Here is a 25385-nt window from a genome sequence, read left to right on the forward strand (position 1 = left end):
GCGTGCGGCCTCTTCGGGCCGGTCCCGCCGGCCAGCGGGCGCGCACCGCGCCGACGAGCGGCGCGGCGGCAACGAAGCGGCAACCGCTCACAGCCGATGAAAGGCCCTCCTCCCCGAGAGGTGAAAGAAGGGGGCATGCAAGGCTCCGGGCAGATACCCCAAGACCGGGCATGGCCTGGAGACCATGGGCGACGCGCACTCCAGGGAAGAAGGCGGGAAAGCAGGGGCGGGGAGAGCGGGGGGTGTGCGGGACCGCACGGGGCGGGGGTTCTTTTACGCCTCCGGCGGGGGCACTCCGGCTCCGGGATGATCGTCCAGGGGTCCGGTGCGGGCCGTAGGGGGCTGAGGTGGGAGGCCCTGATCGTCCCGCCCGCCATCGACCCAGGCAAGCCCAGCAGACCGACTCCTCCGGATCAAGGCCGTCTGTGGCCGCAGGGCAACCAGCGGGCGAGGAAGGTCACCGGGAGGCATGTACACGCGAAGACGGCCTTGCTCCTCCGTCCCCGGCCCGCTGCCCCTCCGGGGTGGGTCGACGGCAGACGGGAAGATCAGTGCAGGGGAAAACCCTGCGGGACCGCACATGGCCGGGAAGACGTGCGGGGCCTGGAAGGCACACCCAGGGCACATGAGCGCGAAAAGCAGCGCGAAATGATGAGAACCGGCGAACACTGAAAGCCCAGCTCAGCACATGAGCCGGGCAGTCACCGCAGGTTAGCCGCCATGACGGATCAGAACTACGACGTCTGACCCGTCAAGCTTCTGACCTGGGTAAATGCTGGCGGTTGACTCGTCAGGACATCCAGGGCCCTCAGGCATCCCGTGAAGGCCGTTGACCGTCCCTCCGTCAAGGGCACGCTCGACGGCCTTCCGAAGGAATTCGACATTCACACGCTGCTATGCCTGCCGATCGGGATCTTCTACGCCGGAGGCGTGAAGGCGGACGTGCGCTTCTTCGACAAGAAGAGCCCACGAACCGACAACCGGTCGCGGACCTCAAAGCTGTGGATCTATGACTTCCGAAATACAACAAACAACACTTATGCGACAAACAGCGCTTACGCGACTCAATTTATTCCATTAGAACTGCTTACAGACCTCGTCGACCCATTGCGGCCACCTGGTGACAGATAAGGCCCAATTGTACGGCGACGACCGTTTAACATGGTGGGATGACCTTGGTTCCGGTCGCGAGTGTTGCGGTGCTACGCCGACCAGGAAGACGATAAACGCGCTCAGATGTCGTTCATCGCCTTCGTAGTACCAGCTGCAGTTCTCCACGCACTGCCCGCCGGCGAAAGGCCCCTGCGGGGCGTCCTGAACCTGGAGTGGCAGGTTCCCCGGCACAGCACGCGCGTCATCGGGAAACCCGATGACGACCAGGCGAGTGCCAGGTTGCGAGGCATAGCTCGCGTTCGCCGAACACGATCGCTGACGGGTGCCCTCCCGGCTCGTCGGAGGCCCACCAAACGATGACATTACCGACGTTTTCGAGCAGTCGGGCATATACCTTCTCTTTTATCCCGTCCCAGTAATGCCGCCGCAGCCGGGTGTCCCATGACAGGGCCATTCGCCTCGCCTCGTGAATGCCGGGGATTGCCTCCCCTTCACCGGGGTCTTCGATCACGATCCTGTCGCAGGTGGTTCGATGCCAAATTCCCCGCAAGGCAGAGTGGATAAAATGCGAATCGCCAAGCAAGTGGAACGGGCGGGCAAAGGTGTGTGAAGTGGCAGCAATCGTGGTGCGCATTTGACGATGACCGCGTCGGCCCCTACCGGTCCGCCGGACCCGTGCGGCCGAGGCATCGCAGTCGACAATCTCAGATCCCTGGCACAGGAGGACAGACTCCGCTGCCGCGCCGCGCAGCTGGCCAAGCTCGCCAATGACCTGGAAGCGCGCAACAACCTGGAGCGCTGGGCGGAGGTAGATGTCTACGCCGCCTTCATTCGGGATGACACGGTCGAGCCCCGCCGCCGCTCCGCACTCGGCGGTGTACTCGACCTGGCGCCCAGTGTCTTGATCTTTTTGCCGATCGTGACCACCTGGATCGGTCTGTTCGCCGCCACGGACGCCTATCGGCGGAGCCGGGGAGATCAGGCGCTCCGGGCCATGTCCTTCCTGGAGCAGTGGCAGACGGGCTTCCACGGTCGTCTCGACGGCGCGCTCTACTTCGACCGGATCGCGCTGTGGACTCTTCTCGCCGTCGGTCTCCTGGTCTCCGTCTCGCTCGCGCAGGCTCTCAGCAGGCGGCGTACCGAACACGCCGACGAACAGGAACGGAGGCAGCTCCTCGGCAAGCTGGCCACCGCCCTCACCGCGGCCGACTTCCAGCTCAGCGAGTTCCGTATGAACGACGCCTCCCGCCTCAATACGGGTGCCGAGGGGCTTCTCAAGGCCACTGTGGAGGTGCAGAAGGCCGGCGACGCCGCGAAGCTCACCCAGATAGAGGCGCACGAGGGGCTCAAGGAGGTGCGCACCAGTCTCAACAGGGTCAAGGAGCTCGCCGAGGCAATGCTGCAGAGCGAAGACTCGGTGCGGTCCGCCGCAGAGCGGATGGGTGACGCGGCCACGGGGATCGGCGCCAAGCTCGACGAGATCTCCGCTGTGACGGGCGCCGTGGCCACCGCCGCCGCAGACCTGAGCCGCTCGACGAGCGCCGACAGCGACAAACTGCGCGACTCTGTTCAGCAGGTGGTCGCCGACTCCGCGAAGGAGATTCGTGCCGCGGTCACCGAAAGCCGGCGTGACCTCAGTACCAGTATCAGCGGAGCCCTCGACACCACCGGGACCGGCATCCGCCGGGCTTTGGACGACTGGCGCACCGAAGGTGCGATCTATTCGCACCGCCACGAGACCACCGCGGATCACCTCGGTCTCATCATGGGTTCGATCGAGCAGCTGATGGACCGTCTCGCCAAGTCCGTTGACTGGCTGCCCACCTCTGTCGAACGGCTGGAGCGGAACGTCGATGGCGCCTCCACCCGGCTTGAACAGGTGCTTACCGAGACGTCGGAACGACTCAAAAGGCAAATCGATCGGCTCCTGGTGGGTTTACCCGCTGCGGATTCCCGCACCGACCGGGTAGTCGTTGAACTGACGGCGCTCAGGGGGTCGATCGATCAATTACGCGGACAGCTCGGCAGCCTTTCCGTCGAGCGGCCTACGCGCCGATGGTGGTGGTTTTGAGCCCCCGGCTACCGGCCGCGGCGATCGCCGGGTGGCTCTTTGCCGATCTCCTGCTGGCCTTCTCGATCGTCATGCTCGGCACGCAGGACCCGCCACCTCTGCCCGAGCCGACCCAGACCCCGACTCCCACGGCGACCCGTCAGGCGCTGGAACGGAGGTGGATCACCGTCGAGCTCTCTGTCGACCCGAATGCCGCTCGGAAGAGCGAGCGTGCCGCGATCGACGCGCTACGGCGCGTCATCCGGAGCAAGCCCGGGCTCAAAGGGCGCAAGGCCGGAATCGTCCTGACCTTCGGCGCCCAGCACAGCGGCGGCGAAAGCTTTGCTCGCAGCGTCAACAAACTGCTCCCCCAGGTGGATCCCAGGCTCTTCAGGGATGCCGCGACCCGGGACTTCCAGCTCATTGGAGCGACAGGCGGCGCGCTGACACTGCAGATCTATCTCTTCTATAACCGGTAGCCCCCCAAGGAGTCCTTGATGAGCCAGCAGATTCTCCCGTTCTACCTCGTCTGCGACGAGTCCTCGTCGATGAGCGGCGGCCCCATCGACGCCATCAACAAGTCGTTGCCGGAGCTGCACCAGGAGATCGGCGGCAACCCGACGGTTGCGGACAAGACCCGGTTCGCCCTGATCAGTTTCAACCATCAGGCCCAGGTGCTGCTCCAGCTATCCGACTTGAGTAACGTCGCCTCGGTTCCCGGTCTGACCGCCTCGGGGGGCACCAACTACAGCGTCGTATTCGACCTACTACACGACACCATCACCAACGACGTGGCCAGACTGAAGGCTGACGGCCATCAGGTGCTCCGGCCCGCAGTCTTCTTTCTCACCGACGGCCATCCCTACGACACCGATGAGTGGCCCGCCGCGCACAAGCGGATCACTGACCCGGACTGGGGGCCCCGCCCTAACATTCTCGCCTTCGGGTTCGGTGAAGTGGACCCCACCACCATCCAGCAGGTGGCAACCGTCCGAGGGTTCATCGCCGACGGCACCCTCGGACCGGCCCAGGCACTGCAAGAATTCGCCCAGTCGCTGATCCGGTCCATCGTCAACTCCGGCACATCCGTCGCCCCCAGGGGTGGCATGAGCCTTGCCATGCCCGACACGGTCCCCGGCTTCACCACCATCCCCGCCGATGTCGTCTGATCGGATACCCGCGGTGCGGGACGAGACTGATCGGCGGGGTTGCCCATTGGACGGACCAGGCGTTGAGACACCGGTGACCAAGGCAGCGGGCCACGTTGAGGCCGGACAAGAACCTGCGTCCTCCGTGCGAGAACTCCCAGCACCGGAAGAGGCAGCCATAGCCGCCGGGCCGCCGACGTTCACTCCGCCGCTCGACTACGGGAAGCCACATGTCAAGGCGGGAAAGCCGCGAGGCCTGCCGAGTGATGCCATCCCGGACACGATCATCGACGGAGCCGACTACGAGGGACTGACGGTCCGGGGTGTGTCGCTGCGTGGCGATGACCATCGGTACAACACGGGGCCGCGCCAGGACTCGATGGGGCTCTGGATCCTGCACCGGCCCGGCAAGGTCGACTGGCTGCTGGTCTGCGTCGCGGACGGCGTCGGGAGTCAGCCGCTCTCGCACCGAGGTTCGGCCCTGGCCTGCAGGCTACTGCGGGACGAGGCTTTCGCGAGCATCGATGAACTAGACCATCCCATGATCGCTCAGCGGATCGCCCAGCGGATGGCCCAGCAGATGGTCAACGCCGCAAAGAACGACGGGCACGATCCCCAGATGCTGTCGACGACGCTTGTCGCCGCCCTGGTGGAGTTGACGCCGGTGAGCCGGCCGCGCCCATTTCTGGTCTTCGGGGTGGGGGACAGCACCGCTTACCTCCTTCGCGGCGGGGCCTTCCAGCGCCTCTTGGAGGAGCAGCCGGGAGCCGGACCGATCTCGGATTCGGGAACCAACGCACTGCCTGCGCATCCTGACTCGGTGGCGACCGCCGTCGGATCGCTCGGCGATGACGACATGCTGCTGGTGTGCACTGACGGGCTGGTCAACCCGATGAGGACCAGGGAGGTCGAGGAGCAGCTGATCAACTGGTGGACTAAGGGCCCAGTCCCCGGACTCCCTGAGTTCGGCTGGCAGTTGAGCTTCCGTGCCAAGTCATACGGAGATGACCGTACGGCTGTATGTGTATGGGGTAGGTGACCGTGATGACCTGGCTGGATGGCTCGGATCTGCAGGAGAATTCCCTGTCCATCGGATCGAAGCTGGGAGCCGGCGGCCAGGGAGTCGTACACGATCTTCAAGGGCCGGGCGCCGGCTATGTCTACAAGGAGTACCTCAAGCCTGCCGCGGTGAACGACGCCGAGCTTTCCGAGCTGGTGAAGTTACCCAAAGAGCTCACGCCGAGTGAGAGCGAACGACTGCTGCAGCAGTCCGCCTGGCCGCTGGCACGGGTCCTTGACGGTGCCCAGGTCAAAGGATTCATCATGCGGAAGGTGCCCGACCTGTTCTGGGGAAGGCAGGACAGGGGCCCAAAACTCCGGGAGCTCCAGTTCCTTCTGTTTGAACCGAAGCCGCTGTGGGGCGATATCGTGCCATTGGATGCGGAAGGCCGCCTTGAAGTCGCACGGCAGGCAGCGGCGCTCTTCCATATGCTGCATTCCAAGGGCCTGGTTATCGGCGACGTCTCCATGAGCAACCTGCTCTGGGCGCATAATCCGGTTGGCATCTTCCTGCTCGACTGCGATGGCATCCGCAGTCACGGCCGCCGACCGGTCATGACGCAGCCCGAGACCCTTGACTGGAACGACCCGCTTCAGACGGCAACCGGCGCTGACCAGGACACCGACCGCTACAAACTGGCTCTCCTCGTCGCCCGTGTGCTGACCCGGAGCCACAATCTGCGACCTGGCGACCCCCTTGACTTCGTACCGGGCCTGCCGGACCGGGTCGTCAGGGAGACTGCCGCGAGGTTCGGGGACGCCGGCAGGCCTAGAGGCACACGGCCCGATACAGGCCATTGGATAATGGCGCTGAGCGACCGGGGGACCATCGACCTTCAGCCGCTGCCTCCGGTGCGGAGGCTGCGCGCCCTGCCGATGGCACCACTCGACCAGAAATCCAGCCAACGGCCGGTGATCCGGCTGACACCGCCCGCCGGGTCATAGAAGGCAAAACGGGAGAATCGCAGAATCAGCCTGCTTTATCCTTCCTCCGAAAGTAGATCTCGCCAGGCCTGCGGCACCGAGTAGCCGAGATACGACGCGACTGAACCGACCCCCGATCGAGAGGGCAGCCTATGGGCTTCTACCTGCGCACGAGCCTTAGCGCTGGACCGTTCCGATTCACCATGTCCCGTTCCGGGATGGGTGTCTCGGTAGGTGTCCCCGGTTTCAGAGTGGGAACAGGACCACGCGGCAACTATGTGCACATGGGACGCGGCGGGATCTACTACAGGAGCACGATCGGCGAGCCCACCTCGCCATCCGGCCAGGCACACCACCCGTACATTCCACCGACCCCGATGGCCAGCGCGGTGATCATGGAGGACGTCACCGGGGCATCGGTTCAGGATCTCGTGGCAGCCAATCCCAGCGATCTCGTCGCCCAGCTCCAAGCCGCGGCCCGAAGGTGGCCGATCTGGCCGTTCGCTCTTGGTCTCCTCCTCATTCTCGGGCTGACCCTGGGGACCTGGGGGCTGCTTCTCGTCCTTGCAGGCATCCCCTCAATCATCTGGCTGGCGATGCGTGACCAGGCCGCCCGCTCGGTGGTCGTCATGTACGACGTCAACGACGAGGCGGCGATGCGGTTCGACCGCATCGCGCAGACGATAGGCGGCCTGCAGCAGGTGGGCGGGCTGTGGTTCATCACCGCCTCCGGTGCGGTACGGACCACCTACCAGCACAAGGTCAACGCTGGCGCCTCCACGCTCCATAGCCGTCAGTCAGCCTCGGCCAGTATGAACGGCCCGAGGAACCTGGTCACCAACGTGGCGATCCCGACGCTGGTCTCCGGCCACCGGGCTGTTCATTTCTTCCCCGACCGAGTGCTCATCAAGGAGGGAAAGAACTTCGCCGACATCCCGTACCAGCAACTGGAACTGTCGGCCGAATCCGTACGGTTCATCGAAAACGGAGTCGTCCCCCGAGACGGCCACGTCGTTGACGCCACGTGGCGGTTCGTGAACGTGAAGGGCGGCCCTGACCGTCGATTCAAGGACAATCGACAGCTTCCCATCCTGCTGTACGGACGTCTGACGCTCTACACCCGACACGGCCTGCACATGATCTGGGACGCCTCGCAGGCCCAACTCGTGAACGCAACCGCCCAAGCACTGATGAACGCGGCGTCGGCGCCGGCACCCATCATCCGACCGTAGCCCTGCTGACTGTTGTCCCCGCGGGCCATAATCCGGAACCGGTCGATCTCAACCTTTCTCGCAGGTGACCGGATCCGGTACCGGAGATCACCCAGACCTATGAGGGCACGGCACACGGACACGGAAAGCGGTGCGAAAAGGGTCGTACGGCTCCGCGGGGAGGGCAGGGAGGCTGGAAGGTTAGGAGCGGCTGCCGCGGATGCCGGTGAGCCTGCGCAGGATGTCCCACCAGAAGGTGGCGCCGAACAGCAGGGCGACGACGGTGATCAGATAGCCGGGCCAGTGGCCCGGAGTGGTCAGGCGGCTCCACCAGGCGCCGCCGTTCCAGCCGAAGGACGGATTCCGCGTGTCGTCGGGAGGGATCGTCACGCTCAGCACGGCGTGATCGAAGATCTTGACCAGGGCCGGGGAGCTGAAGACCTCGGTCACACAGGAGTACGGCTCGACGGAGCCGGACACGGCGCACCTGTCCCTCAGGGAGTCCTTCAGCGCGATCGCGCCGTCCCCGCCGCCGCCCGCGATGGCGGCGACCGCGGCCCGGTAGGCGTTGTCCCGCAGCAGGGTCTTGCCGTACTCCAGCGAGTCCATGCTGAACAGCAGCGTCAGCGCCAGGGCCAGGGTGAACACGACCCACTTGACGTAGCGGCGGTACAGCGTGGACAGCCGCCGCATCTCCCCGTCGAACCAGTCCTCCACACCCTTGCGGAACCTGTTCATGTCCCGCTGGGCACCCTCCCAGACGCCCCGCAGGTGTCCGGCGAACGGACTGCCGATGGCCTCCAGCTTGGCGAGCAGGCCCTCGACACCGCCCTCCTCGGCGGCGACCAGCTCCAGCACCGCGCCGGAGAACCGCTCCGGCGGGATGTCGGAGATGCTGGTCCTGGCTCCCGTGGGGTGGTCGATCTCCTGGAGCCGCCCGTACAGCCGCCCGGTCACGTCGACCTCGGGCGGGGACTCATCGGCCGCGAGCACCGCGTAGGGGTCCACCGGCAGCGCCTCGACCACCGAGGGGGCGGGGTCAGGCTCGTGCCGGGGGCGGGGGTCGTTCCGGGAGAAGGGCAGCTTGGCGAAGACGTCGGCGACGCCCGCCGGAATCCACGAACCGCCCTTGCCCGGCCCCCCGTCCAGGGTGTCGCGAAGGTAGGCCCACAGAAACTTGCTGCGGATGCCGAGCAGCCGGACGAACGCCTCGTTGATCCCGCTCACCAGAAGCGACAGCAGCAGGAAGGCCAGCACCAGCCCAATGGCCAGATCAAGATAAACGGATATCACAGTAGATCACCCGCACCGTTGATACACGTTCGCCCATTGGAACGCAACGCCGTCTCACGGAACGGGTTCAGTCTCCGTAGAAAACGCGTTCCATGACCAGGCGGGCACGGCGGGTGACACGGCGGTAGTCGTCGACGAAGTCCTCACTGCTGCCCGGCGGGTAGCCGAGGGTGCGGGAGATGAGCGCCCGCTCGCGGACGTCCACCGGGACGGAGTCGGCGGGGCGGCCCCTGACCAGCACGACGGCGTCGCGGACGCGCGAGACGAACCGCCACGCCTCGGTGAGCGCGGCCTCGTCGGCCTCGGGCAGCAGGCCCTCGGCGACCGCGGCGCGCAGCGTCTCCAGGGTGCGGGTGGTCCGCAGCGACGGCAGCGCTCCGGCGTGGCGGAGCTGGAGGAGCTGGGCCACCCACTCCACGTCGGACAGCCCGCCCCGGCCGAGTTTGGTGTGCAGGGCCGGGTCGGCGCCGCGCGGCAGCCGCTCGGCCTCCATCCGCGCCTTCAGTTTGCGGATCTGCAGCACGGCGGCGTCGGGGACGCCTCCGTGCGGATAGCGCAGCGGGTCGGCCAGGGCGAGGAACTCGGCGCCGAGTGAGGCGTCTCCGGCCGAGAACCGGGCCCGGAGCAGCGCCTGGGACTCCCAGGGCGACGACCAGCGGCCGTAGTAGGCGGCGTAGGAGGCCAGCGTGCGGACCAGCGGCCCCTGGCGGCCCTCGGGGCGCAGGTCGGGGTCGATGAGCAGCGGCGGGTCGGGGGCGGGCAGGGCCAGCAGCCGGCGCAGCTCGTTGGCCACCGTGAAGGCCGCGTCACCGGCCTCCCGCTCGGCGCCCCCCTCGGGGGGCGCGTGCACGAACATCACGTCGGCGTCGCTGCCGTAGGAGCATTCGAGGCCGCCCAGGCGGCCCATGGCGATCACCGCGAACCTCGTGCCCAGCGGGGCGCGCCGCTCCATCTCGACCTTGCCGATCGCCGCGTCCAGCGCGGCCTGGATCGTCACGTCGTTGAGCGCGGACAGCGCCTGCCCCACCCGCTCGATGTCGACGTGCCCGGCGAGGTCGGCGGCGGCGGTGCGGAACAGCTCCCTGCGCCGCAGCCCGCGCGCCGCGGCCACCGCGCTCTCGGCCTCGCCCGGGTAGCGGCCGACCATGGCCCGCGCCTCCGCCAGCAGCGCCTCGGCGGGCCTGGGGTCCAGCTCGGCGTCCGAGCCGAGCATCGCCACCGCCTCCGGGGCGTGCAGCAGCAGTCCCGTCAGGTAACGGCTGGTCCCCAGCAGCCTGGCCAGCCGCGCCGCCACCGCGGTCTCGTCACGGAGGAGCCGCAGATACCACGGGGTGGCGCCGAGCTTGTCGGAGACCTGACGGAAGCCGAGCAGTCCCGCGTCGGGGTCGGGGGCGTCGGCGAACCAGCCGAGCATGACGGGCAGCAGGGTCCGCTGGATCGCCGCGCGACGGGACACGCCGCTGGTCAGCGCGCTGATGTGGCGCAGGGCTCCGGCCGGATCGCCGTAGCCGAGCGCCTCCAGGCGTGCCTGCGCGGCCGCGGTGGACAGCCGGGCCCCGGACTCGGGCAGCCGGGCCACGGCGTGCAGCAGAGGCCGGTAGAACAGCTTCTCGTGCAGCCGCCTCGCCTCCAGCGCGTGCCGCCTCCACCGGGAGGTGAACTCCCCCACCGGATCGGCGGTCATGCCCAGGCCCCGGCCGAGGCGCCGCAGGTCGGCGACGCCCTCGGGCACCACGTGGGTACGGCGGAGCCGGTACAGCTGAATCAGGTGCTCGATCCGGCGCAGGAAGGTGTACGCCTCGGCGAGCGCCTTGGCGTCGTCCCGGCCGACGTAGCCGCCCCGGGACAGGGCGGCGAGCGCCGGGAGCGTGGCCCGGCGGCGCAGCAGCGGGTCCAGGCGGCCGTGGACGAGCTGGAGCAGCTGGACCGCGAACTCGATGTCGCGCAGCCCGCCGGGACCGAGCTTGAGCTGCCGTTCGGCCTCGTCACCGCGCACCCGTGCCTCCACCCGGCGGCGCATGGCCTGCACGTCCTCGACGAACCGGTCGCGGGTGGCGGCCTGCCAGACCAGCTCGTTCATCGCGGAGACGTACCGTTCGCCGAGTTCGAGGTCACCGGCGACCGGCCGGGCCTTGAGCAGCGCCTGGAACTCCCACGTCTTGGCCCAGCGGCGGTAGTAGGCCTGGTGGCTGGCGAGGGTGCGGACCAGCGGCCCCGACCTGCCCTCCGGGCGCAGCGCCGCGTCCACCTCCCACAGCGCCCCCTCCGGGGTGCTGGCCGAGCAGGCGCGCATCATGCCCTGGGCCAGGCGGGTGGCCAGCCGGAGCGCCTCGGTCTCGTCGCTCCCCTCACGCGGCTCGGCCACGAAGACGACGTCGACGTCGCTGATGTAGTTGAGCTCCCGGGCCCCGCACTTGCCCATGCCGATGACGGCCAGCCGTACCGCGCCGGGGTCGGCGTGTTCGGAGCGGGCGACGGCGAGCCCCGCCTCCAGCGCGGCCCCGGCGAGGTCGGACAGCTCGGCGGTGACCTCGGGGAGCGACGCCTCACCGGCGAGGTCCCTGGCGGCCAGGTGAAGCAGGCGGCCCCGGTAGGCGGTCCGCAGCGCGACCAGGGTGGCCGTGCCCGAGCCGGCCGCCCGGGGTTCGGGGTCGCCGGGTTCGGCGCCGACGGCCCGCAGCAGCTCGGTGCGGAGCTCCTGCCCGGCCGGCCTCCGTACGGCCTGCTCGCCGTCGAGCAGCCGCCAGTGTCCGGGATGCCGGACCACGTGCTCGCCGAGGGCGGCGCTGACACCGAAGACGCCGAGCAGCCGGGCCCGCAGGCCGGGGTCGGACCGGAGTGCGCCGAGGACGGCGGGGTCCGAGGCGGCCAGCCGGTTGAGCGAGGTGAGCGCCAGGTCGGGGTCGGCGGTGGCGACCAGGGAGTCCAGCAGGCCGGGGTCGCCGGCCGCCTCGGCCCCCAGTTCGCCGAGGAGCCGCCCAGCCCTGGCCCCGTCGGCGAACCCGAGCCTGGCCAGCCGCCCGGCGGTCGTCTGCATCCGGGGCACGGCGTCCACCGCCCCTTCCTCGTCTCCGATCACAGGCGCGGACGGGCTCCTCGCCTCCCGTCCGGCACTTCTACCGTAGCCGTCCGGTCATTCGGGCAGGATGACGGCGGCGAAGCGTTCGGCGACCGGCCGCCAGGTGCGGGCCAGGCGTTCCCCGGCCTCCTTCGCCCGCGTGTTGAGCTCCTCGACCGAGTGGCCGAGCGCGGTCAGCCGGTCGGCCGAGGCCTCGGTCCAGCCGGTGAAGAGCTCCGGGGTGGCCTCGGGGTGGAACTGCACGGCCCAGGCCCGCTCCCCGAGGCGATACGCCTGGTTGGGGTAGAGGTCGCCGGTGGCGAGCCGTACGGCGCCTTCCGGCAGCCGGGTCATCGCGTCACCGTGGTACTGCACGGCGGGAACCGGGCCGAGCCCGGCGAGCAGCGGGTCGCCGGCGGCGGCCGGGAGAGGGACGACCTCCCGCACACCGATCTCCAGCCCGTGCTCGCCGCGTTCGACGGCGCCGCCGAAGGCGAGCGTCATGAGCTGGCCGCCCAGGCAGATGCCCAGGGTCGGCCGGCCGTCCTCCACCGAGCGGCGGATCAGGGCGCGGGTGGCGGGCAGCCAGGCGCACCGGTCGTCCTCCCACGCCGCCGCCTCGCCGCCGAGCACGATCAGGCCGTCCTCGGGTCGTCCGGGCACGGCCTCGCCCAGGTAGGGCCGGACGACCTCGCATCCGACCCCGGCCTCCGCCATCCAGCCCGCGAAGAATCCCAGGCCCGCGGAGGCGTCGTTCTCGACGACGGTGACTCTCATGCGGTAATCATCGGCGAGGGTCCGGCGGGATCTTTCACCGGCCCCCGCCGGCACGGGTCACGCGGGGGCGATCCACACGGCCTTGGCCGAGGCGACCAGGGTGCCGTCGACCTCGTAGACGGCGCTCTCGCCGAAGAGCTTGCGCCCCTCGCGGCCGGCGGCGCGGGCGACCACCGAGTAGGTGCCGCCGGGGTAGATCCGGCGGTGGACCTGCGCGGTCAGCCTGCCGAGCAGGGCGGACTCGCCGGGCTGGAAGTGGGCCCAGCCGGTGACGCAGTCCAGGGCGGCCCAGGTGACCGCGTCGGGGACGGCGCCGTCCTGGTCGGTGACGGCCATGGGCACCCGCCAGCCGGCGGCGACCAGGTCGGTGCCGGGCACCGCCCCGGGGAAGATCCGCAGGCCGTCTCCGGGCGCGCGCAGGCCGCAGGCGAAGCAGCCGGGGAAGGGGTGTCCGCCGAGCCCGGCGAAACCGCCCTCGGCGCGGGCGGCCTCGTTGAAGGGCACGAACGCCGGGGCGTTGAACCGCTCGGCGACCGGGATGGCCTCGGCGAGCAGGGTGTCACCGTGGGTGAGGGTGGCGCTGTTGGCGAGGTGCCGCAGGGAGAGCCCGGTCTCCAGTGGAGTGGGGGCGTGCAGCGTGACCTCGACGGCCGAGTCGTGCCGGGCGCCGTGTAACGCCTCGGTGACCGTGCCCGCTATCCAGCCGCCGTTCGCGACGCCCTCGGGGCCGCGGAAACGTGCGGGTACGGATACCACGGTCTGCAACTCGGCAGCCGTCGTCATACGGCACCTCCTATCGCCTTTTATGGCGATTTATTCTCGAAAGTCACTTTAAACGGACTGATAAATTTTACCGGAGTCATGGTACGCCCGGTGAACCAGGTAGCCATGATCCGCGGACCGGCGGCACATGGCGACACGCGGCGGCACAGGACGGCCCGACGGCCGGCATGGCGCGGCCCCCGAGTCCGGCACCGCGAAACCCCCCGACCCGCGGCCCGGCATCGGTGACCCTATCGCGCGGAGGGAGTGGACGCCGCCGAAGTGGAGGCCCGGTTGGGGGTGGGCGCGCATGGCGGCCAAATGGCGGCAGCGCTTCATCGAGCCCCGGCTGGAAGGGCTGAGCGATGAGCCGCGGCCTGGCCGTCCCCCGACGATCAGGGACGGCCAGGTCGAACAGGTTGTGATCGACATCTTGGAATCGACGCCGAAGGACGCGGCGCACCGGTCGCGCACCTCGATGGCCAAGCGGTCGGGGCTGTCGCCTTCGAGGGTGGGGCGGATCTGGAAGGCGTTCCGGCTCAGGCCACATCGGGCCGAGACGTTCAAGCTGTCGAAGAATCCACCGAGCCCTTTCATCCTGCCTCGCGCATCTGCGGGACACAGATGGCTTTGACAAGCTGACCTGCGCCGATGTAGCCCTTGTCCGCCAGTGTGATCAGCCCGGCGGCCTCCGATCGGCGGACGATCCCCCGGATTCGAGCCGCCATGAGATCGTGCACCGACCCCGGGCGGCGAGCCCGACGTCCACAGCGGAGCGCCGTCCGGGGGGGCGATGACCTGGATGTTCACGCCGTGCCGCTTGTGCCTGCCGGAGTGGTACGACCGGTCGGCGGCCACCTGGCCGATCGGGATGAGCGTGCCGTCCGGGATCACGAAGGCATGTGCGCCGACAGCGGGATGAAGCCGCCCAGCCGGCACTGGCGGGCGGGCGAATGGTTCCGGTGGCCGAGATGGTGCGGGAGAAGGCGGCGGCGAGGACCGCCTTGGCGCGCGCTGAACGGCTGGAGCGGGAGAATGCGAGACTGGTCGATAAGCCCGCGCGGGCCGAGGCCACCCTGGAAGTCATGGGAAAACTGCGGGCGCTCATGGAGATGGTCTCGCGCGGATTCGGACCGCTCGTAGTCGAGGCTCGCACGGAAACGCGGGAGCGGCCGCGCGAGCGACGCCCCCGGGCTCGGCACGAGGCTAAGAGGAAACCGCATCCGGCCGCCCGCCGGCCCAACGAGATCTGGACATGGGATGTCACGAACCTGCCGTCTGATCCGGGGATTATCAAGTCGCGTTCCCGGCCGAAGGTGAGCAACGATAATCTGTACAGCGAAGCACAGTTTAAGACGGTGAAGTGCTGCCCCGTTTTTCCTGACGAGTTCGGTTCACCCGAAGACGCCCGGTCTTTTTGGGTCGAGTTTTTCGAGTGTTAAAGTTACAAACATCATCATTCAGGCGCCGGGCTGCATGTGCCGCTCACCGCGCATATCGGTACGGCGCAGGAGGCCGCATTCGGGCGCACTAACCCTGAGTATTCATTGTCATCTCACCTCCAGCACTCGGATACCTGCTCGCACCTCAACAAGTAGCTCGTCCTTCCATGCCTGTATCGCCGTATCGAGCCGGCGGCCCTCCGCCTCCTTCTCCAACTCACGAGGTGTGGCAGAGGGCTGTGACTTGACGATGACTTCACGGATATGCACGATTGCTCCTATGACGGCGGCAGGACCGGCGGCTACGGCCACAAAACCGAGGGCGGCCCATCCGCTGACTTTCGCAGCCAGTACGGCCTTCTCCTCGCCGGTTAACCTGCGCTGTTTCCTTGCCTCCCGCTGCTCCTCGGCGGCAACCGCCCGCTTCCGTCTGAGCTCGGTGATCTCGGCTGCGTAGTCTTTGGAGAGGATTCGCTCGGGGAACAACTGAAGCGCCAGTTCAGGATTTGCCTCCACGGACCTATACGCCTCCATGAGCGCCTGCCTCTGATCTGCCATGAGTAAGAAATAATAATAGTTCCCCCAATGGCCGAGCGCTTTGAGGTCTTCGGCCATGACCGTGCTGGAGACACCCTTCACAGACTGCCCTGCCGGCCTGTTGATCAGTCGGGCGAAGAGCCTTCGCGCATGGCTGAGTTCATTGCCGCGAACCTCTGATCTCCCCGTGCGGAGAGCTGCTTCCAGGTGGGTTAACGCCGTACGCAGATCAATTACCACCTCCTCGGAGAGCCGGCGATCCACCGACTCCACCGCGGCCTGGATCTCGTCTATCTTCGCCCTAAGCTTGTACGCGGCGAGCGATTGCTGGGCGGCGGAGACCGCACGCAATGCCAGGGTTATGGATCCCGGGTCCACGCCCCGTTCCTCCACGCGTTTCCGACCGCGACGAAATCACCGTCCCGGCTAGGCCAAAAATTGATGGTCCGCTGCTTACCCGGATGGGCCCCCGAAGGGTACGCACAGTTGTTAATCACCAAGTTTGCATAATGAAACACCTTGCGGGCGTAGCCGAGCGGTCAGGCGTTTCATACCATCAGGTCAGCTTGCTGTCGCATGACGGCAACAATCGCAAGTGACGCGCTGAGCCCGGCGAGCAGACCAGTAAGACGGGTGATCAGGCCCCCTGGTGGCCGTGACCATCGTGTTGTCGATCCTGCTGCACTCCTCCACTCTAAAACCGGCAGACATCGTTCCGTGGACCTCGCCGATCTGGTAAAGCAGGTGAAGCACAGGACAAATCCGCCGTTGAAACCATCGCCCACGACACAGGCGCGCCAAGCCCGATCGGCGTTCAAGAGAGCGTGGGCGCCGGAACCGTGCGTCCCCGGTGGTCACGGCCTGCCCAGGGTCCACCGCCAGACGTCCTCCTGCCAGCCGACGGAGATGGCCGTCACCCGATTGTCCACTACGCCGAGGGCCACTCCCTTGACGTTCTGCACATGGCTGGACTCGCCCCGCAGCGCACCGGTGTCCAGCGACCACACGCGGACGTATCCGGTCTCGCTGCCGGACACCACTGTGGGGACACCGCCCACGGCCCCTACGGCCAGCGCGTTGACCGGTCCGTTCGGAGCCGGGTCCGCGCCACCCAGAACGCGCGGGATCGTCGTACGGTCACCGAGATCCCAGACCCGGATCAGTCCGTCATCGCCGCCCGACACCACGATCGGCCGAGCCCGCAGCACCCCCACCCAGAGCGCCGAGACCGCACCGCCTCTCCCGTCGAGGGTCCTGTACGGGTCGCCGGTGGCGAGATCCCAGACCCGGATCAGTCCGTCGTCGCCGCCCGACACCACGATCGGCCGCTTCTTCAGTATGCCGAACGTGACCGCCAGGACCCGGGCACCGTGGCCGAAGGCGCCCTTCACGATCGGCCGGGCCGGTGACAGATCCCATACCTGGACCCGCTGGTCGTCACCTCCCGCCGCCAGGTGGGTCCGCGCCCCGAACGTGGCGAGGGCCACCGCGTTCATCGCGCCCCCGTTACCGCCGAGGAACTCCCCCCGCCGTTCACCGGCGCCGAGGTCCCACACGCCCACGCCGCCGTCGAGACCGGCGGAGGCGGCGACGGGCCTGCCATCCAGGTCACCGACCGCAACTCCGTACACGTCGCTCCGATGCCGGGAGCCGGGAGCGCCCAGCGGTTTCCCGCCGGGTTCGCCCCCGGCGAGGTTCCAGGTGCGGAGCGAACCGTCCTTGCATCCGACGACGGCGACGGCCGTCTCGGCCACCGATCCGATGGCGACACCCCACAGGGGAGTGCCGGCATCGCCCAGGTTCCGTCCGTTGATCATGCTCACCCCGCTCCGCCGGTTCGGTCCGGCCACGCCGGTCGGCCCGGCGGGGGCAGGCATGTGAGGGGGCTCCGGTTCGGTCTCCGGGCGGTTCAGGATGATGGGGACGGCGACGGCGGTGGCCACCGTAACAGCGGTGGCGGTAGATACGAGCAGCAGCAGTTGCCGACGTGTCGGCCGTTCTGCGGCGGTCGCCGTCGGCGGTTGGTTCGGGACACTGGTGACGCCGGGCGGAATTTCGGCAGGATCCGGGGGTTCACGTTTCTCGGGTGGCGGGCTTTCGGCCGGGCCGTTTTCGGAGCCGACCGCAGCCGTCGCCCGATTCTTTTGTCGTACGGCGTCATCGGCCGCCTTCCAGAGCTCGTGGAAGTGCTCGACATCCCCGCTGAGTGCCCGGACGACCCGCTCCAGGTTTTCCCATTTAGGGAGACCTTTACATTTGATCACTTCGAACACGGTTGTCTTGCTGATCTCCTTGTTAAGGAGATGGGTTGTTTTCTGATAGCTGATCCGGCCTCTATCGCGGTGCAGGACGTCCAGCGCTTCGGCCAAGGAGGCGAGGGGTTGGTTGGCTTGCTCCGAGGCCCGCTCCGGCGTGTTCATGGAATCTTGGGCATCTCATCTCGTGGCGAACGTAAAAGGGGTTCCGCATGGGATTCGCGATCATGGATGACCCCGGCGAGGCCACCGATTCTAAACGATGGCACACACCGAGCGCCTTGTCGCATTCCGGCGCCGGCGTTCGCCCTCATTCGCCGTCGTTCGGATTCATTCCATGTTGTTCGGCAAGCTTCACGTGGCCGTTGGATACATGTCATTTTTGAAGTTGAGGGCCGCGGCACGCTGTCGGCGCCTCTTCTCTTCCCGCACGGCCGCTCTTCGCGTACGGCTGTCCCGGAGAACTCCCACCCCCTCGATTTGGAGGACGTCGCATGTCCATCCGCGTACTCATGGCAACCCTGGTGATCGCCGTCGGCATCCTGGGGCTCCCGCTCCCCGGCGCAGCGCCCGCGCACACCGCAACCGAAGTGACCGCATGGCCGGTGCATGCCTCGTGTTCCAGCCTCGCCTGCACCTTCTACTTCACCCGGTCGGCCACGTCCGCGACCAAGAAGGCCCTGGACCGGACGGGCTGGTTCGCCGACCCGGCGGGGGCGCTCATCTGCGGGAGCATTCCGAACCGGGTGGTCGGGGCGGCCTGCATCTTCACGATCGGCCATCAGCTCGCCGCCGTGAAGCGCACCCTCAACACCGCGCACAATCGTGGCGGCTGCTTTGCCGTCGAAGGCCGGCTCCGGTGGAAGGTCATCTCCTACACCGCGGTCGCACGCGGCCACCGTTTCTGCTCGGCCTGAATCCGCGAGGGCGCATCCCCCGGGGGCCGGTCATCCACCGGCCCCGGGGGATGACCAAGGGCACGCGCTCCGCATGCGCCGGTCCGCCCACCACCGGACGGCCGTGGCCAGGGCATGGACGGCCGCAGGTAAACGGGTGACCGCCGACGGCCATCGAATAGCCCAGCCATTGTGACCATTATGTTATGTGTCGCGTGTATCGCTACAAAGGCAACCACTCTCCTTGCCTTGAGACGGAGAGAAACGGAGACCACCGAATGCCGCACATAGAGTTCCGGCCCGAAACGCCCGCACGGCAGCCTGAGGGGGCCGAAAACTATGGCTTGCCCTGGCGCGACCTGGCTTTCCCTCAGGAACTTCTCGACCGTCACGGAGCGACGGTCCTCGATCCCTCGACGGCCCCGTTGGACGAGGGAGAACGCCGCCCGGACTCCACGGTGTATCGGACGAACGTACTCCTGATTCCCGCCCAGGTTTTGGACCGGAATGGGCTTGGGTGGATCAATGAGCAACTGGCGGCAATCGGCCTCGCCATAGTGTCCTACGACACCTCCGCCGACGATCACGATGAGCGGCCGCGCTGGCACGCCGCCGTCCTGGGAGTTGCGAAACAAGGAAAGGACGTGGTGGTGGATGCTTGGCGGGCGCTGCGGGTGCTGCGCAGAGCGCTGGCGGATTTTCCGGATTCACGGAGGAAGGAGTACCTGGCCAAAATCGCCCTGGACCACCTTCTGGTGGGTTCGGCGTTCGCGGGCGCCGGCGCGGGCATCAGCGGGGAACCCGCCACCAGCGGGCACGGCGTGCCCGACCTCGGCGGCTTCGCCACTCCCACAGGCGGGTACGCCAGGACACCGGTGACCGTTGTGGCGGGCCCACCGGCTCGTCGGCCTGAAGCCGACATCGGAGGACGAAGGCCCGTGCTCGTCATCCCGGACACGGGTCTTCCTCGGCAGGGACATTCGTGGTTTTTGCCTGTGACGACGCCTGACTCCTTCCTGTCCGTCAGCGTGGAAGCGCAGAAGAGCATTGAAGCCGCCGTCGATACAGCCCTGCGGACCACGAAGATGCCTGCCGCCAGACTCGTCGGCTACGAGGAGGTCACCGCACCCCCCAACCCGCTGCTGGGCACCCCGAGCTCACAAACAGGGCACGGCCTCATGCAGGCGGGACTGGTGTGCCAGATCGCTCCTGACGCCAAGGTGCTCATGCTCAGGGTCATGTACGCCGACGGCGTGGTGGTCGAGGCGGCGCTGCACGCCGCCCTGGACCACGTGTTCAAGAAGATTCAGGCGGGCTTCTTCGTCGATGTCGTGACCTTCGCGTGCGGGTACTTCCACGAGACGGCCGACGACGAGGCCTTCACGCCGACGTTGATGGAAAAGATCAACCATCTTCGCGAGCGTGGCGTCGTCGTGGTCGCGGCTGCGGGCAACTACGCGTCGAACCGCGCCTTCTGGCCGGGGGCGGGGGCGAAGGACGGCCTGCGGAATCTCGCCCTCGCGCCGATGCTCGCCGTCGGGGCCAAGAATCCCGACGGCACGGTCGCGATATTCAGCAACGAGCACGAGGCCATTCAGTGGCTCGCTCCCGGAGCGGCGGTCGTCAGTACCTTCCCGCCGGGCATCAAGGGATCAGGCGCCCCCGACCTGCGACCTCCTGACGTCCACCCCCCTGGCCGCGCCTCCTTCGACAGGGACAACTACAACGAGTTCGCCACGTGGAGCGGATCCTCGTTCGCGGTGCCGATCCTCGGCGCGGCCATCATGGCGCTGATGATCGAGGACTTCCAAACCCTTGACCTTCCGGTGACCGATGCGCAGACCGCCATCGCCCGCGCTCACCGCGTGGTTGGCAAGCTCCGCGCCGGCATCCTGCCCGAGATCACGCCGATCTGATGGCAGGCGATCCCGCGTTGGAGCCCACCTCAGCCGATCGCGGCGCTGGGCGGCGCGATCGGCTGGCCGGTTTGCTTCAGGACGCAAGAGAGAACCGGCAGGGGGCACTAGACCTGATCGTCGCCGATCTCACGCCGTTGCTGTGGCAGGCGGTCAGACGGCAGGGCCTGAGCCGGCAGGCTGCCGAGGACGTGATCCAGACGACCTGGCTGACCCTCCTGCGCAACCTGCACTCCATCACCGTTCCCGCCGCGCTGATCGAGTGGCTGCTCACGACCGCGCGGCGCGAGGCGTGGCGGGTCCGGTCGGCGGGCCGTGATGACGACCTCGTGGGCCAGGACGTGTTCGAGGAGATACCGGACTCCGCGAGCCTGCCCGAGGAGTTCCTGCTCCAAGACGAGCGACGTCGCGCGTTGTGGAACGCTGTGGCGCGGCTACCGCAGCCCTGTCGTGACCTGATGCGGCTTGTCGCATTCGTTCGCCGTCCCCACTACGGTGCGGTGGCCGCCTCGCTGGGCATGCCGAAGGGCAGCATCGGCCCGACCCGGGGCCGCTGCTTGGCGAAACTGCGCCGCCTGCTCACCGAGGATCCGGGATGGATGACGTCATGAACCCCTCTGACGAGCACGAGCCCCCACAGACCGGCACCGAGGAGTCGCTCCTTCTCGATGAGATCCAAAGGATGTACTCGGCGGTCGACCCCGTTCCCGCGACGCTGGTAGAACGCCTGCAATTCGCCCTCGACCTTGAGTCGCATGAGATCGAGGTCCTGCGCCCGTACGAGGAGGTGGGGTTGGCCGCCGGGGTCCGGGGTGGCGAGGAGGCCCGCACGATCACCTTCGACAGCGACGATCTCACGATTATGATCAGCGTCAGCGCCCAGAACACGCAAACGGTCCGGCTAGACGGCTGGCTGGCCCCGCCAAGCGACCACGTGGTCGAGCTGCGCACGTCCGAGGGGCCAATCACGGTCAGGGCTGACGCTCAGGGCAGGTTCGTCCTGGATGCCGTTCCCCTCGGGCTGGCCCAGCTGGTGGTGCGGCAGGCACTGGACGATCCGCGAGAGTCGCGGATACTGGCGGTGACACCTTCCATCGTTCTATGACCGACCCGCGAGGCGGTGATGAACGTCAGCGCAGGAGATGCGGAGATCCGCGAACGAGCGAGCCGGCTGCATGGCTTGGGGGTCGCTGCCACCGACAACGGCAGCCCTTCGCTGGCCGCGCGCCGGCTGCGCAGGGGCTTGGCGCTGCTGGGGTGGGGATCTGGCGGTACGGGGCGGGCAAAGGACCCGGAGTCGGCGGCTTTGCTGGCCCGCATGCTAATCAGCCTCGCCCATGCCGAGGCTGAGCAGGGCCGTACAGGGCTCGGGATGGACCTGCTCGACGAGGCGCAACGCTGGACACCGCCGACGGAGCTGCCAATCGTGCACGCCCAGCGCGGCCTGATGTACCTGCGGACGGGGCGTACGGCTGAGGCCTTGCGGGAGCTCGACATCGCTGCGCCGCTGCTCGTCCATCACGACAGCGTGGAACTGGCCAGAGTGCTGCTCAACCGATCGGTCATCCACCTCATGATGGGGCGGATCCGGCTGGCCCGTGAAGACGCGCGCCGCAGCGCCCGCCTCGCCACGGCGCACGGTCACGAGGTCATCGCGGTCAAGGCGCTGCACAACGACGGCTACTGCGACCTTCTCCGGGGCGACATTCCGGCCGCCCTGGCGATGTTCGGCGAGGTTGAGCAGACCTACCGGCGCCTCATCCCCGGTTTCCTCCCCGTGCTCGCGCTCGACCAGGCCAGGGCACTGCTGGCGGCCGGGCTTGCCGACGAGGCCGGCCGTACTCTGGACAGAGTCCTCGACGGGTTCCGCCGTCAGCGGCTCATGCAGGACTACGGCGAAGCGGAGCTGGCCCGTGCGCAGGCCGCGCTGCACGCAGGGCGCTTTCCTGAAGCGTGTACGTGGGCGCGGCGGGCGGAGGACCGCTTTCGCCGCAGGCGCAGTCAGGCATGGGTCTTGCAGGCGGTGCTGATGCGCCTGCGCGCGGAGCTGGCCCAGACCACCGAGCCTGGGTCACTGGCTCGCAGGGCCGACGACCTCGCCGCCCGCCTCACCGAGATCGGCCTGCTGGTCGAGAGCGAGATGGCCTGCATGCTGTCGGTCAGAGCGCTGATCGCCGCGGGTCACCTAACCAAGGCGGAGGCCAGGGCGGAGGCACTGGGCAAGCCGCGCCGCGCCGCGCCGCTCGAAGTACGGCTGATGCGCCATCTCACCGACGCCGAGCTCGCGCACTCGCGCGGCCGGCGCGGGAAGGCGCTCAGCCGGGTACGCGCCGGACTGGCCCTGGTCCACGCGCACCGCGGCCGCCTGGGCAGCATCGACATGCAAACCGGGGTCGCGGCGCTCAGCTTCGAACTCGCCGCCGCAGGCTTAAAGAGCGTTCTGGCGAACGGCTCGGCCAGGCTGGTGTTCGACTGGTCGGAGAGATGCAGAGCACAAGCATTCCGCTACCCTCCGGTCCGGGCTCCTCAGGACGAGCAGACAGCCGACGCGCTGGCCGAGCTACGGCACCTCGCTCAGCAGATGCACGCCAACGACACGGTGGCACGTCGCGACTCCGAACTCCGCAGGCGCTGCTTGAAACTCGAACATGTCATCAGGGAGCGCGGCTGGCAGCTGCCGGGAGCCAGAGCGAGTGCCGCTCCCGCGTCGACCGTCATGGTCGAGGAGCGACTGGCCGCGGCCGGTCTCGTGCTGGTGAGCCTGCTGAACGTCAAAGGCCGGTTACTCGCCCTCGTGCTGGGCGAGGGCCGATGCCGTCTGCACGAGCTCGGGGCCTACGAGCCGCTCGCCGAGGCCGTACGGCGGTTGACCGGCGACCTCAACGCGCTCGCGGGCCGCCACCTCCGGCCTCGGATAGCCGAAGTGATCAACACATCGGCGCGACGGCAGCTCGCCGTCATCGCCGCCGAACTACTCTCCCCCCTCCTGCCGTCCATCTCCGGCGCGAGCGGCGTCGTCGTCGTTCCCACAATGGCCCTGTCGGCGATTCCCTGGGGTGCGCTGCCGGGCCTCCTCGGCAAGCCGGTGATCTCGGCTCCGTCCGCGCTGGTGTGGGCCTCCGCCCAGGAGACCCGCAAGGCCGAGATCTCCACAGGCGAGGCGCCGCTTCTGGTGGCGGGACCCGACCTGGCCTCCGCGAACACCGAGATCGAGCAGATCGCCGCGGCGTACCCGAAGACGCACCGGCTCACAGGAAGTTCGGCCACCGTGGCGGCCACCCTGGCCGCGCTGAACGGCACGTCCGTCGCCCATCTGGCCGCCCACGGCCACCACGAGCGGGAGAACGTGCTCTTCTCCCGTCTCGTGCTGAGCGACGGTCCCCTCATGGCTTACGACATCCAACAACTACGCGAGGCGCCGCGGCACGTCGTCCTATCTTCCTGCGAGGTGGGGCAGGCCGTCGTCAGACCTGGGGACGAGCTCCTCGGTTTCACCTCGGCCCTTCTCTACCTCGGCACGCCGACTGTTGTCTCCAGCGCGACCAGGGTCCCCGACGAGCTGGCCGTGCGGGTTATGACGGCCTACCACCGGCACATCGTTCTCGGCCTCGAACCAGCCGCCGCGCTGGCCGCAGCCTCAGCACGGGAGCCGCTGTCCACGTTCGTCTGCTTCGGCGCCGGCTGACGTCCACGTCAGCTCCGATACTTCCTCAGGACCGCGTCGCCAGAAACCTCTCCCCCCCCTTTTCGCCGTTGACCACTCCTGCCGAGATTCCGGCGCCCCGAGCAGGCCGACTTCTTCGGCACCGCCTTCGAGAATCAGGTCGGTCCCCCCTCCGCCGCTCATGATCGCTCCATCTCACCGCGGTCATCAACAACGAGCGGTGTGCGAGCGCGCCAGATACATGGCGCCTCGATGTATCCAGCGGCGGCTCGGCGCCTCTTTCCCACTGTCCGGGCTTTGAGTCCCGGCTCGTTCACCACAAAGGGAGCACCACATGGCAACAACCGGGCAGTTCCAGTCGCTGAAGGTTTCCGCCGACCAGCTCGACGGCACCATCAAGGCCGACATCGTCGATCCAGGCGCTCAGCCGGCCATGATCGTCCGAAGCGGCGACGACTGGAAGATCATCGTGACCTGGGAGATCACCGGCGAGCTGGTCGACTGGATCGCGGGCAAGTGGCACGTACAGGCCGTCGCCGCCCGACCGGTCGGGGTAGGAACCACTCACCCGGTCCCCCCGGCCGCTTTCCCCTTCACGCCGGGTGTGGGCGCGTACTCCACCACCATCGCGATGAAGAACCAACTGGCCGCGGGGACGTACGACCTCGTCGTCACCCTCACCTCCACGACCGAAGCGGGGAGCGCCGGCAATCTCGGCGGCTTCGTGGCGCTGAGCAAGATCATGGTCCAGTAGTGCGCTCACCGCCGCCGCGAAATCCTTCGCGGCGGCGGGACGAAATGAGGTCACGACGAGTTTTCGGCGAGTACGCATCATGATCGTGGGCGGTGTGTCGCCGGGGTCGGCGGTCCTGCTCTCCACGCCCCGGATGGAGCTGACGCCCGGCTCCGGAAGAAGAGTTCACACGGGATCCAACGACGGATCACCAACGCGGGACACTAAAGAACCGGCAGGTAGCGGCCCAGCTCGAACTCGGTGACCTGGCGGCGGTACTCGTTCCACTCTGTGCGCTTGTTGCGCAGGGACAAGCGAAGTCCTTCTTTGACCTGCTGCGATCTCCTACATCCTTGCTCTGACCTGGATTTCGTCCCTCACCAGTTCTCGGCATTTCTCGCTGCTTCTGCGCGTCGTGTGCCCCGAGTGTGCCCTGTGCGGCCCCGCACGCTTTTCCCCTGCGCTGATCTTCCCGTCTGCCGTCGACCCACCCCGAAGGGGCAGCGGGCCGGGGACGGAAGGACAAGCCCGGCTTCGCGTGTACCTG

General features: G+C 68.0%; 22 protein-coding genes and 2 pseudogenes. 16 read left to right on the forward strand and 8 right to left on the reverse strand.

What is annotated here, in order from left to right; translation table 11 throughout:
* The first annotated feature begins 819 nt into the window (after window positions 1-819).
* Complete coding sequence (locus ABZ194_RS28320) at window positions 820-1131, forward strand: hypothetical protein (RefSeq protein WP_355600075.1); 312 nt, start codon at window positions 820-822, stop codon at window positions 1129-1131.
* Between the two features lie 223 nt (window positions 1132-1354).
* On the opposite strand, the gene ABZ194_RS28325 is transcribed toward ABZ194_RS28320, so the two are convergent.
* Window positions 1355-1747, reverse strand: coding sequence for a hypothetical protein (locus ABZ194_RS28325; RefSeq protein WP_355600076.1), 393 nt, complete (start codon window positions 1745-1747; stop codon window positions 1355-1357).
* Between the two features lie 6 nt (window positions 1748-1753).
* Here ABZ194_RS28325 and ABZ194_RS28330 point away from each other — a divergent pair, with 6 nt between their 5' ends.
* From ABZ194_RS28330 to ABZ194_RS28360, 7 genes and pseudogenes are all read left to right on the forward strand, one after another.
* On the forward strand, window positions 1754-3184 hold the full coding sequence (locus ABZ194_RS28330) for a hypothetical protein (RefSeq protein WP_355600077.1): 1431 nt from the start codon (window positions 1754-1756) through the stop codon (window positions 3182-3184).
* Entirely contained in the window at window positions 3181-3642 is a 462-nt protein-coding gene (locus ABZ194_RS28335; RefSeq protein ID WP_355600078.1) for a hypothetical protein, read from the forward strand. The genes ABZ194_RS28330 and ABZ194_RS28335 overlap by 4 nt, the downstream gene beginning before the upstream one ends.
* A gap of 18 nt (window positions 3643-3660) precedes the next feature.
* On the forward strand, window positions 3661-4332 hold the full coding sequence (locus ABZ194_RS28340) for a VWA domain-containing protein (protein ID WP_355600079.1): 672 nt from the start codon (window positions 3661-3663) through the stop codon (window positions 4330-4332).
* Between the two features lie 73 nt (window positions 4333-4405).
* Entirely contained in the window at window positions 4406-5350 is a 945-nt protein-coding gene (locus ABZ194_RS28345) for a protein phosphatase 2C domain-containing protein (protein WP_355600080.1), read from the forward strand.
* A gap of 5 nt (window positions 5351-5355) precedes the next feature.
* Window positions 5356-6315: a hypothetical protein gene (locus tag ABZ194_RS28350; RefSeq protein WP_355600081.1), complete on the forward strand. Its 960-nt coding sequence runs from the start codon at window positions 5356-5358 to the stop codon at window positions 6313-6315.
* Between the two features lie 131 nt (window positions 6316-6446).
* A pseudogene (locus ABZ194_RS28355) lies at window positions 6447-6593 on the forward strand (DUF4236 domain-containing protein); the annotation flags it as partial.
* A gap of 78 nt (window positions 6594-6671) precedes the next feature.
* Window positions 6672-7526 carry a hypothetical protein gene (locus tag ABZ194_RS28360; protein ID WP_355600096.1) on the forward strand — a complete coding sequence of 285 codons (855 nt, stop codon included), beginning with the start codon at window positions 6672-6674 and terminating at the stop codon, window positions 7524-7526.
* Window positions 7527-7706: 180 nt separating this feature from the next.
* On the opposite strand, the gene ABZ194_RS28365 is transcribed toward ABZ194_RS28360, so the two are convergent.
* From ABZ194_RS28365 to ABZ194_RS28380, 4 genes are all read right to left on the reverse strand, one after another.
* A complete protein-coding gene (locus ABZ194_RS28365; RefSeq protein WP_355600082.1) occupies window positions 7707-8798 on the reverse strand; it encodes a hypothetical protein in 1092 nt (363 codons plus the stop codon).
* A gap of 67 nt (window positions 8799-8865) precedes the next feature.
* Window positions 8866-11835 (reverse strand): bifunctional [glutamine synthetase] adenylyltransferase/[glutamine synthetase]-adenylyl-L-tyrosine phosphorylase, encoded by a 2970-nt coding sequence (locus tag ABZ194_RS28370; RefSeq protein ID WP_355600095.1) that lies wholly within the window; start codon window positions 11833-11835, stop codon window positions 8866-8868.
* Between the two features lie 96 nt (window positions 11836-11931).
* Window positions 11932-12633, reverse strand: coding sequence for a type 1 glutamine amidotransferase (locus tag ABZ194_RS28375; RefSeq protein ID WP_355600083.1), 702 nt, complete (start codon window positions 12631-12633; stop codon window positions 11932-11934).
* 57 nt (window positions 12634-12690) lie between these two features.
* Complete coding sequence (locus ABZ194_RS28380) at window positions 12691-13416, reverse strand: hotdog fold domain-containing protein (RefSeq protein ID WP_355600084.1); 726 nt, start codon at window positions 13414-13416, stop codon at window positions 12691-12693.
* 289 nt (window positions 13417-13705) lie between these two features.
* On the opposite strand from ABZ194_RS28380, the gene ABZ194_RS28385 reads away from it, so the two are divergent.
* The gene (locus ABZ194_RS28385) at window positions 13706-14029 is read left to right on the forward strand and encodes a helix-turn-helix domain-containing protein (RefSeq protein ID WP_355600085.1); all 324 of its coding nucleotides are present in this window, start codon (window positions 13706-13708) and stop codon (window positions 14027-14029) included.
* A 19-nt stretch (window positions 14030-14048) separates the two neighbouring features.
* Here ABZ194_RS28385 and ABZ194_RS28390 read toward each other — a convergent pair.
* Window positions 14049-14289: pseudogene (locus ABZ194_RS28390) on the reverse strand (transposase family protein); the annotation flags it as partial.
* Window positions 14290-14357: 68 nt separating this feature from the next.
* Between ABZ194_RS28390 and ABZ194_RS28395 the strand changes: the two are divergent.
* Window positions 14358-14837, forward strand: coding sequence for a hypothetical protein (locus ABZ194_RS28395; RefSeq protein WP_355600086.1), 480 nt, complete (start codon window positions 14358-14360; stop codon window positions 14835-14837).
* A 108-nt stretch (window positions 14838-14945) separates the two neighbouring features.
* Here the strand turns inward: ABZ194_RS28395 and ABZ194_RS28400 are convergent, their stop codons facing one another.
* The gene (locus tag ABZ194_RS28400) at window positions 14946-15752 is read right to left on the reverse strand and encodes a hypothetical protein (RefSeq protein WP_355600087.1); all 807 of its coding nucleotides are present in this window, start codon (window positions 15750-15752) and stop codon (window positions 14946-14948) included.
* Between the two features lie 476 nt (window positions 15753-16228).
* Window positions 16229-17251, reverse strand: coding sequence for a hypothetical protein (locus tag ABZ194_RS28405; protein ID WP_355600088.1), 1023 nt, complete (start codon window positions 17249-17251; stop codon window positions 16229-16231).
* Window positions 17252-18123: 872 nt separating this feature from the next.
* Here ABZ194_RS28405 and ABZ194_RS28410 point away from each other — a divergent pair.
* The 6 genes from ABZ194_RS28410 to ABZ194_RS28435 all read left to right on the forward strand — a co-directional run bounded on the left by ABZ194_RS28410 (window position 18124) and on the right by ABZ194_RS28435 (window position 24859).
* Entirely contained in the window at window positions 18124-18546 is a 423-nt protein-coding gene (locus ABZ194_RS28410; protein WP_355600089.1) for a hypothetical protein, read from the forward strand.
* A gap of 257 nt (window positions 18547-18803) precedes the next feature.
* Window positions 18804-20441 carry a S8/S53 family peptidase gene (locus tag ABZ194_RS28415; protein ID WP_355600090.1) on the forward strand — a complete coding sequence of 546 codons (1638 nt, stop codon included), beginning with the start codon at window positions 18804-18806 and terminating at the stop codon, window positions 20439-20441.
* A gap of 71 nt (window positions 20442-20512) precedes the next feature.
* Window positions 20513-21052, forward strand: coding sequence for a sigma-70 family RNA polymerase sigma factor (locus ABZ194_RS28420; protein ID WP_355600091.1), 540 nt, complete (start codon window positions 20513-20515; stop codon window positions 21050-21052).
* Window positions 21049-21546 carry a hypothetical protein gene (locus ABZ194_RS28425; protein WP_355600092.1) on the forward strand — a complete coding sequence of 166 codons (498 nt, stop codon included), beginning with the start codon at window positions 21049-21051 and terminating at the stop codon, window positions 21544-21546. The genes ABZ194_RS28420 and ABZ194_RS28425 overlap by 4 nt, the downstream gene beginning before the upstream one ends.
* 213 nt (window positions 21547-21759) lie before the next feature.
* Window positions 21760-24126 carry a CHAT domain-containing protein gene (locus ABZ194_RS28430; protein ID WP_355600093.1) on the forward strand — a complete coding sequence of 789 codons (2367 nt, stop codon included), beginning with the start codon at window positions 21760-21762 and terminating at the stop codon, window positions 24124-24126.
* Window positions 24127-24439: 313 nt separating this feature from the next.
* Window positions 24440-24859: a hypothetical protein gene (locus ABZ194_RS28435; protein ID WP_355600094.1), complete on the forward strand. Its 420-nt coding sequence runs from the start codon at window positions 24440-24442 to the stop codon at window positions 24857-24859.
* The last annotated feature ends 526 nt before the right edge of the window (window positions 24860-25385 follow it).

Source organism: Streptosporangium sp. NPDC006007, assembly GCF_040614315.1.
GTDB lineage: Bacteria > Actinomycetota > Actinomycetes > Streptosporangiales > Streptosporangiaceae > Streptosporangium.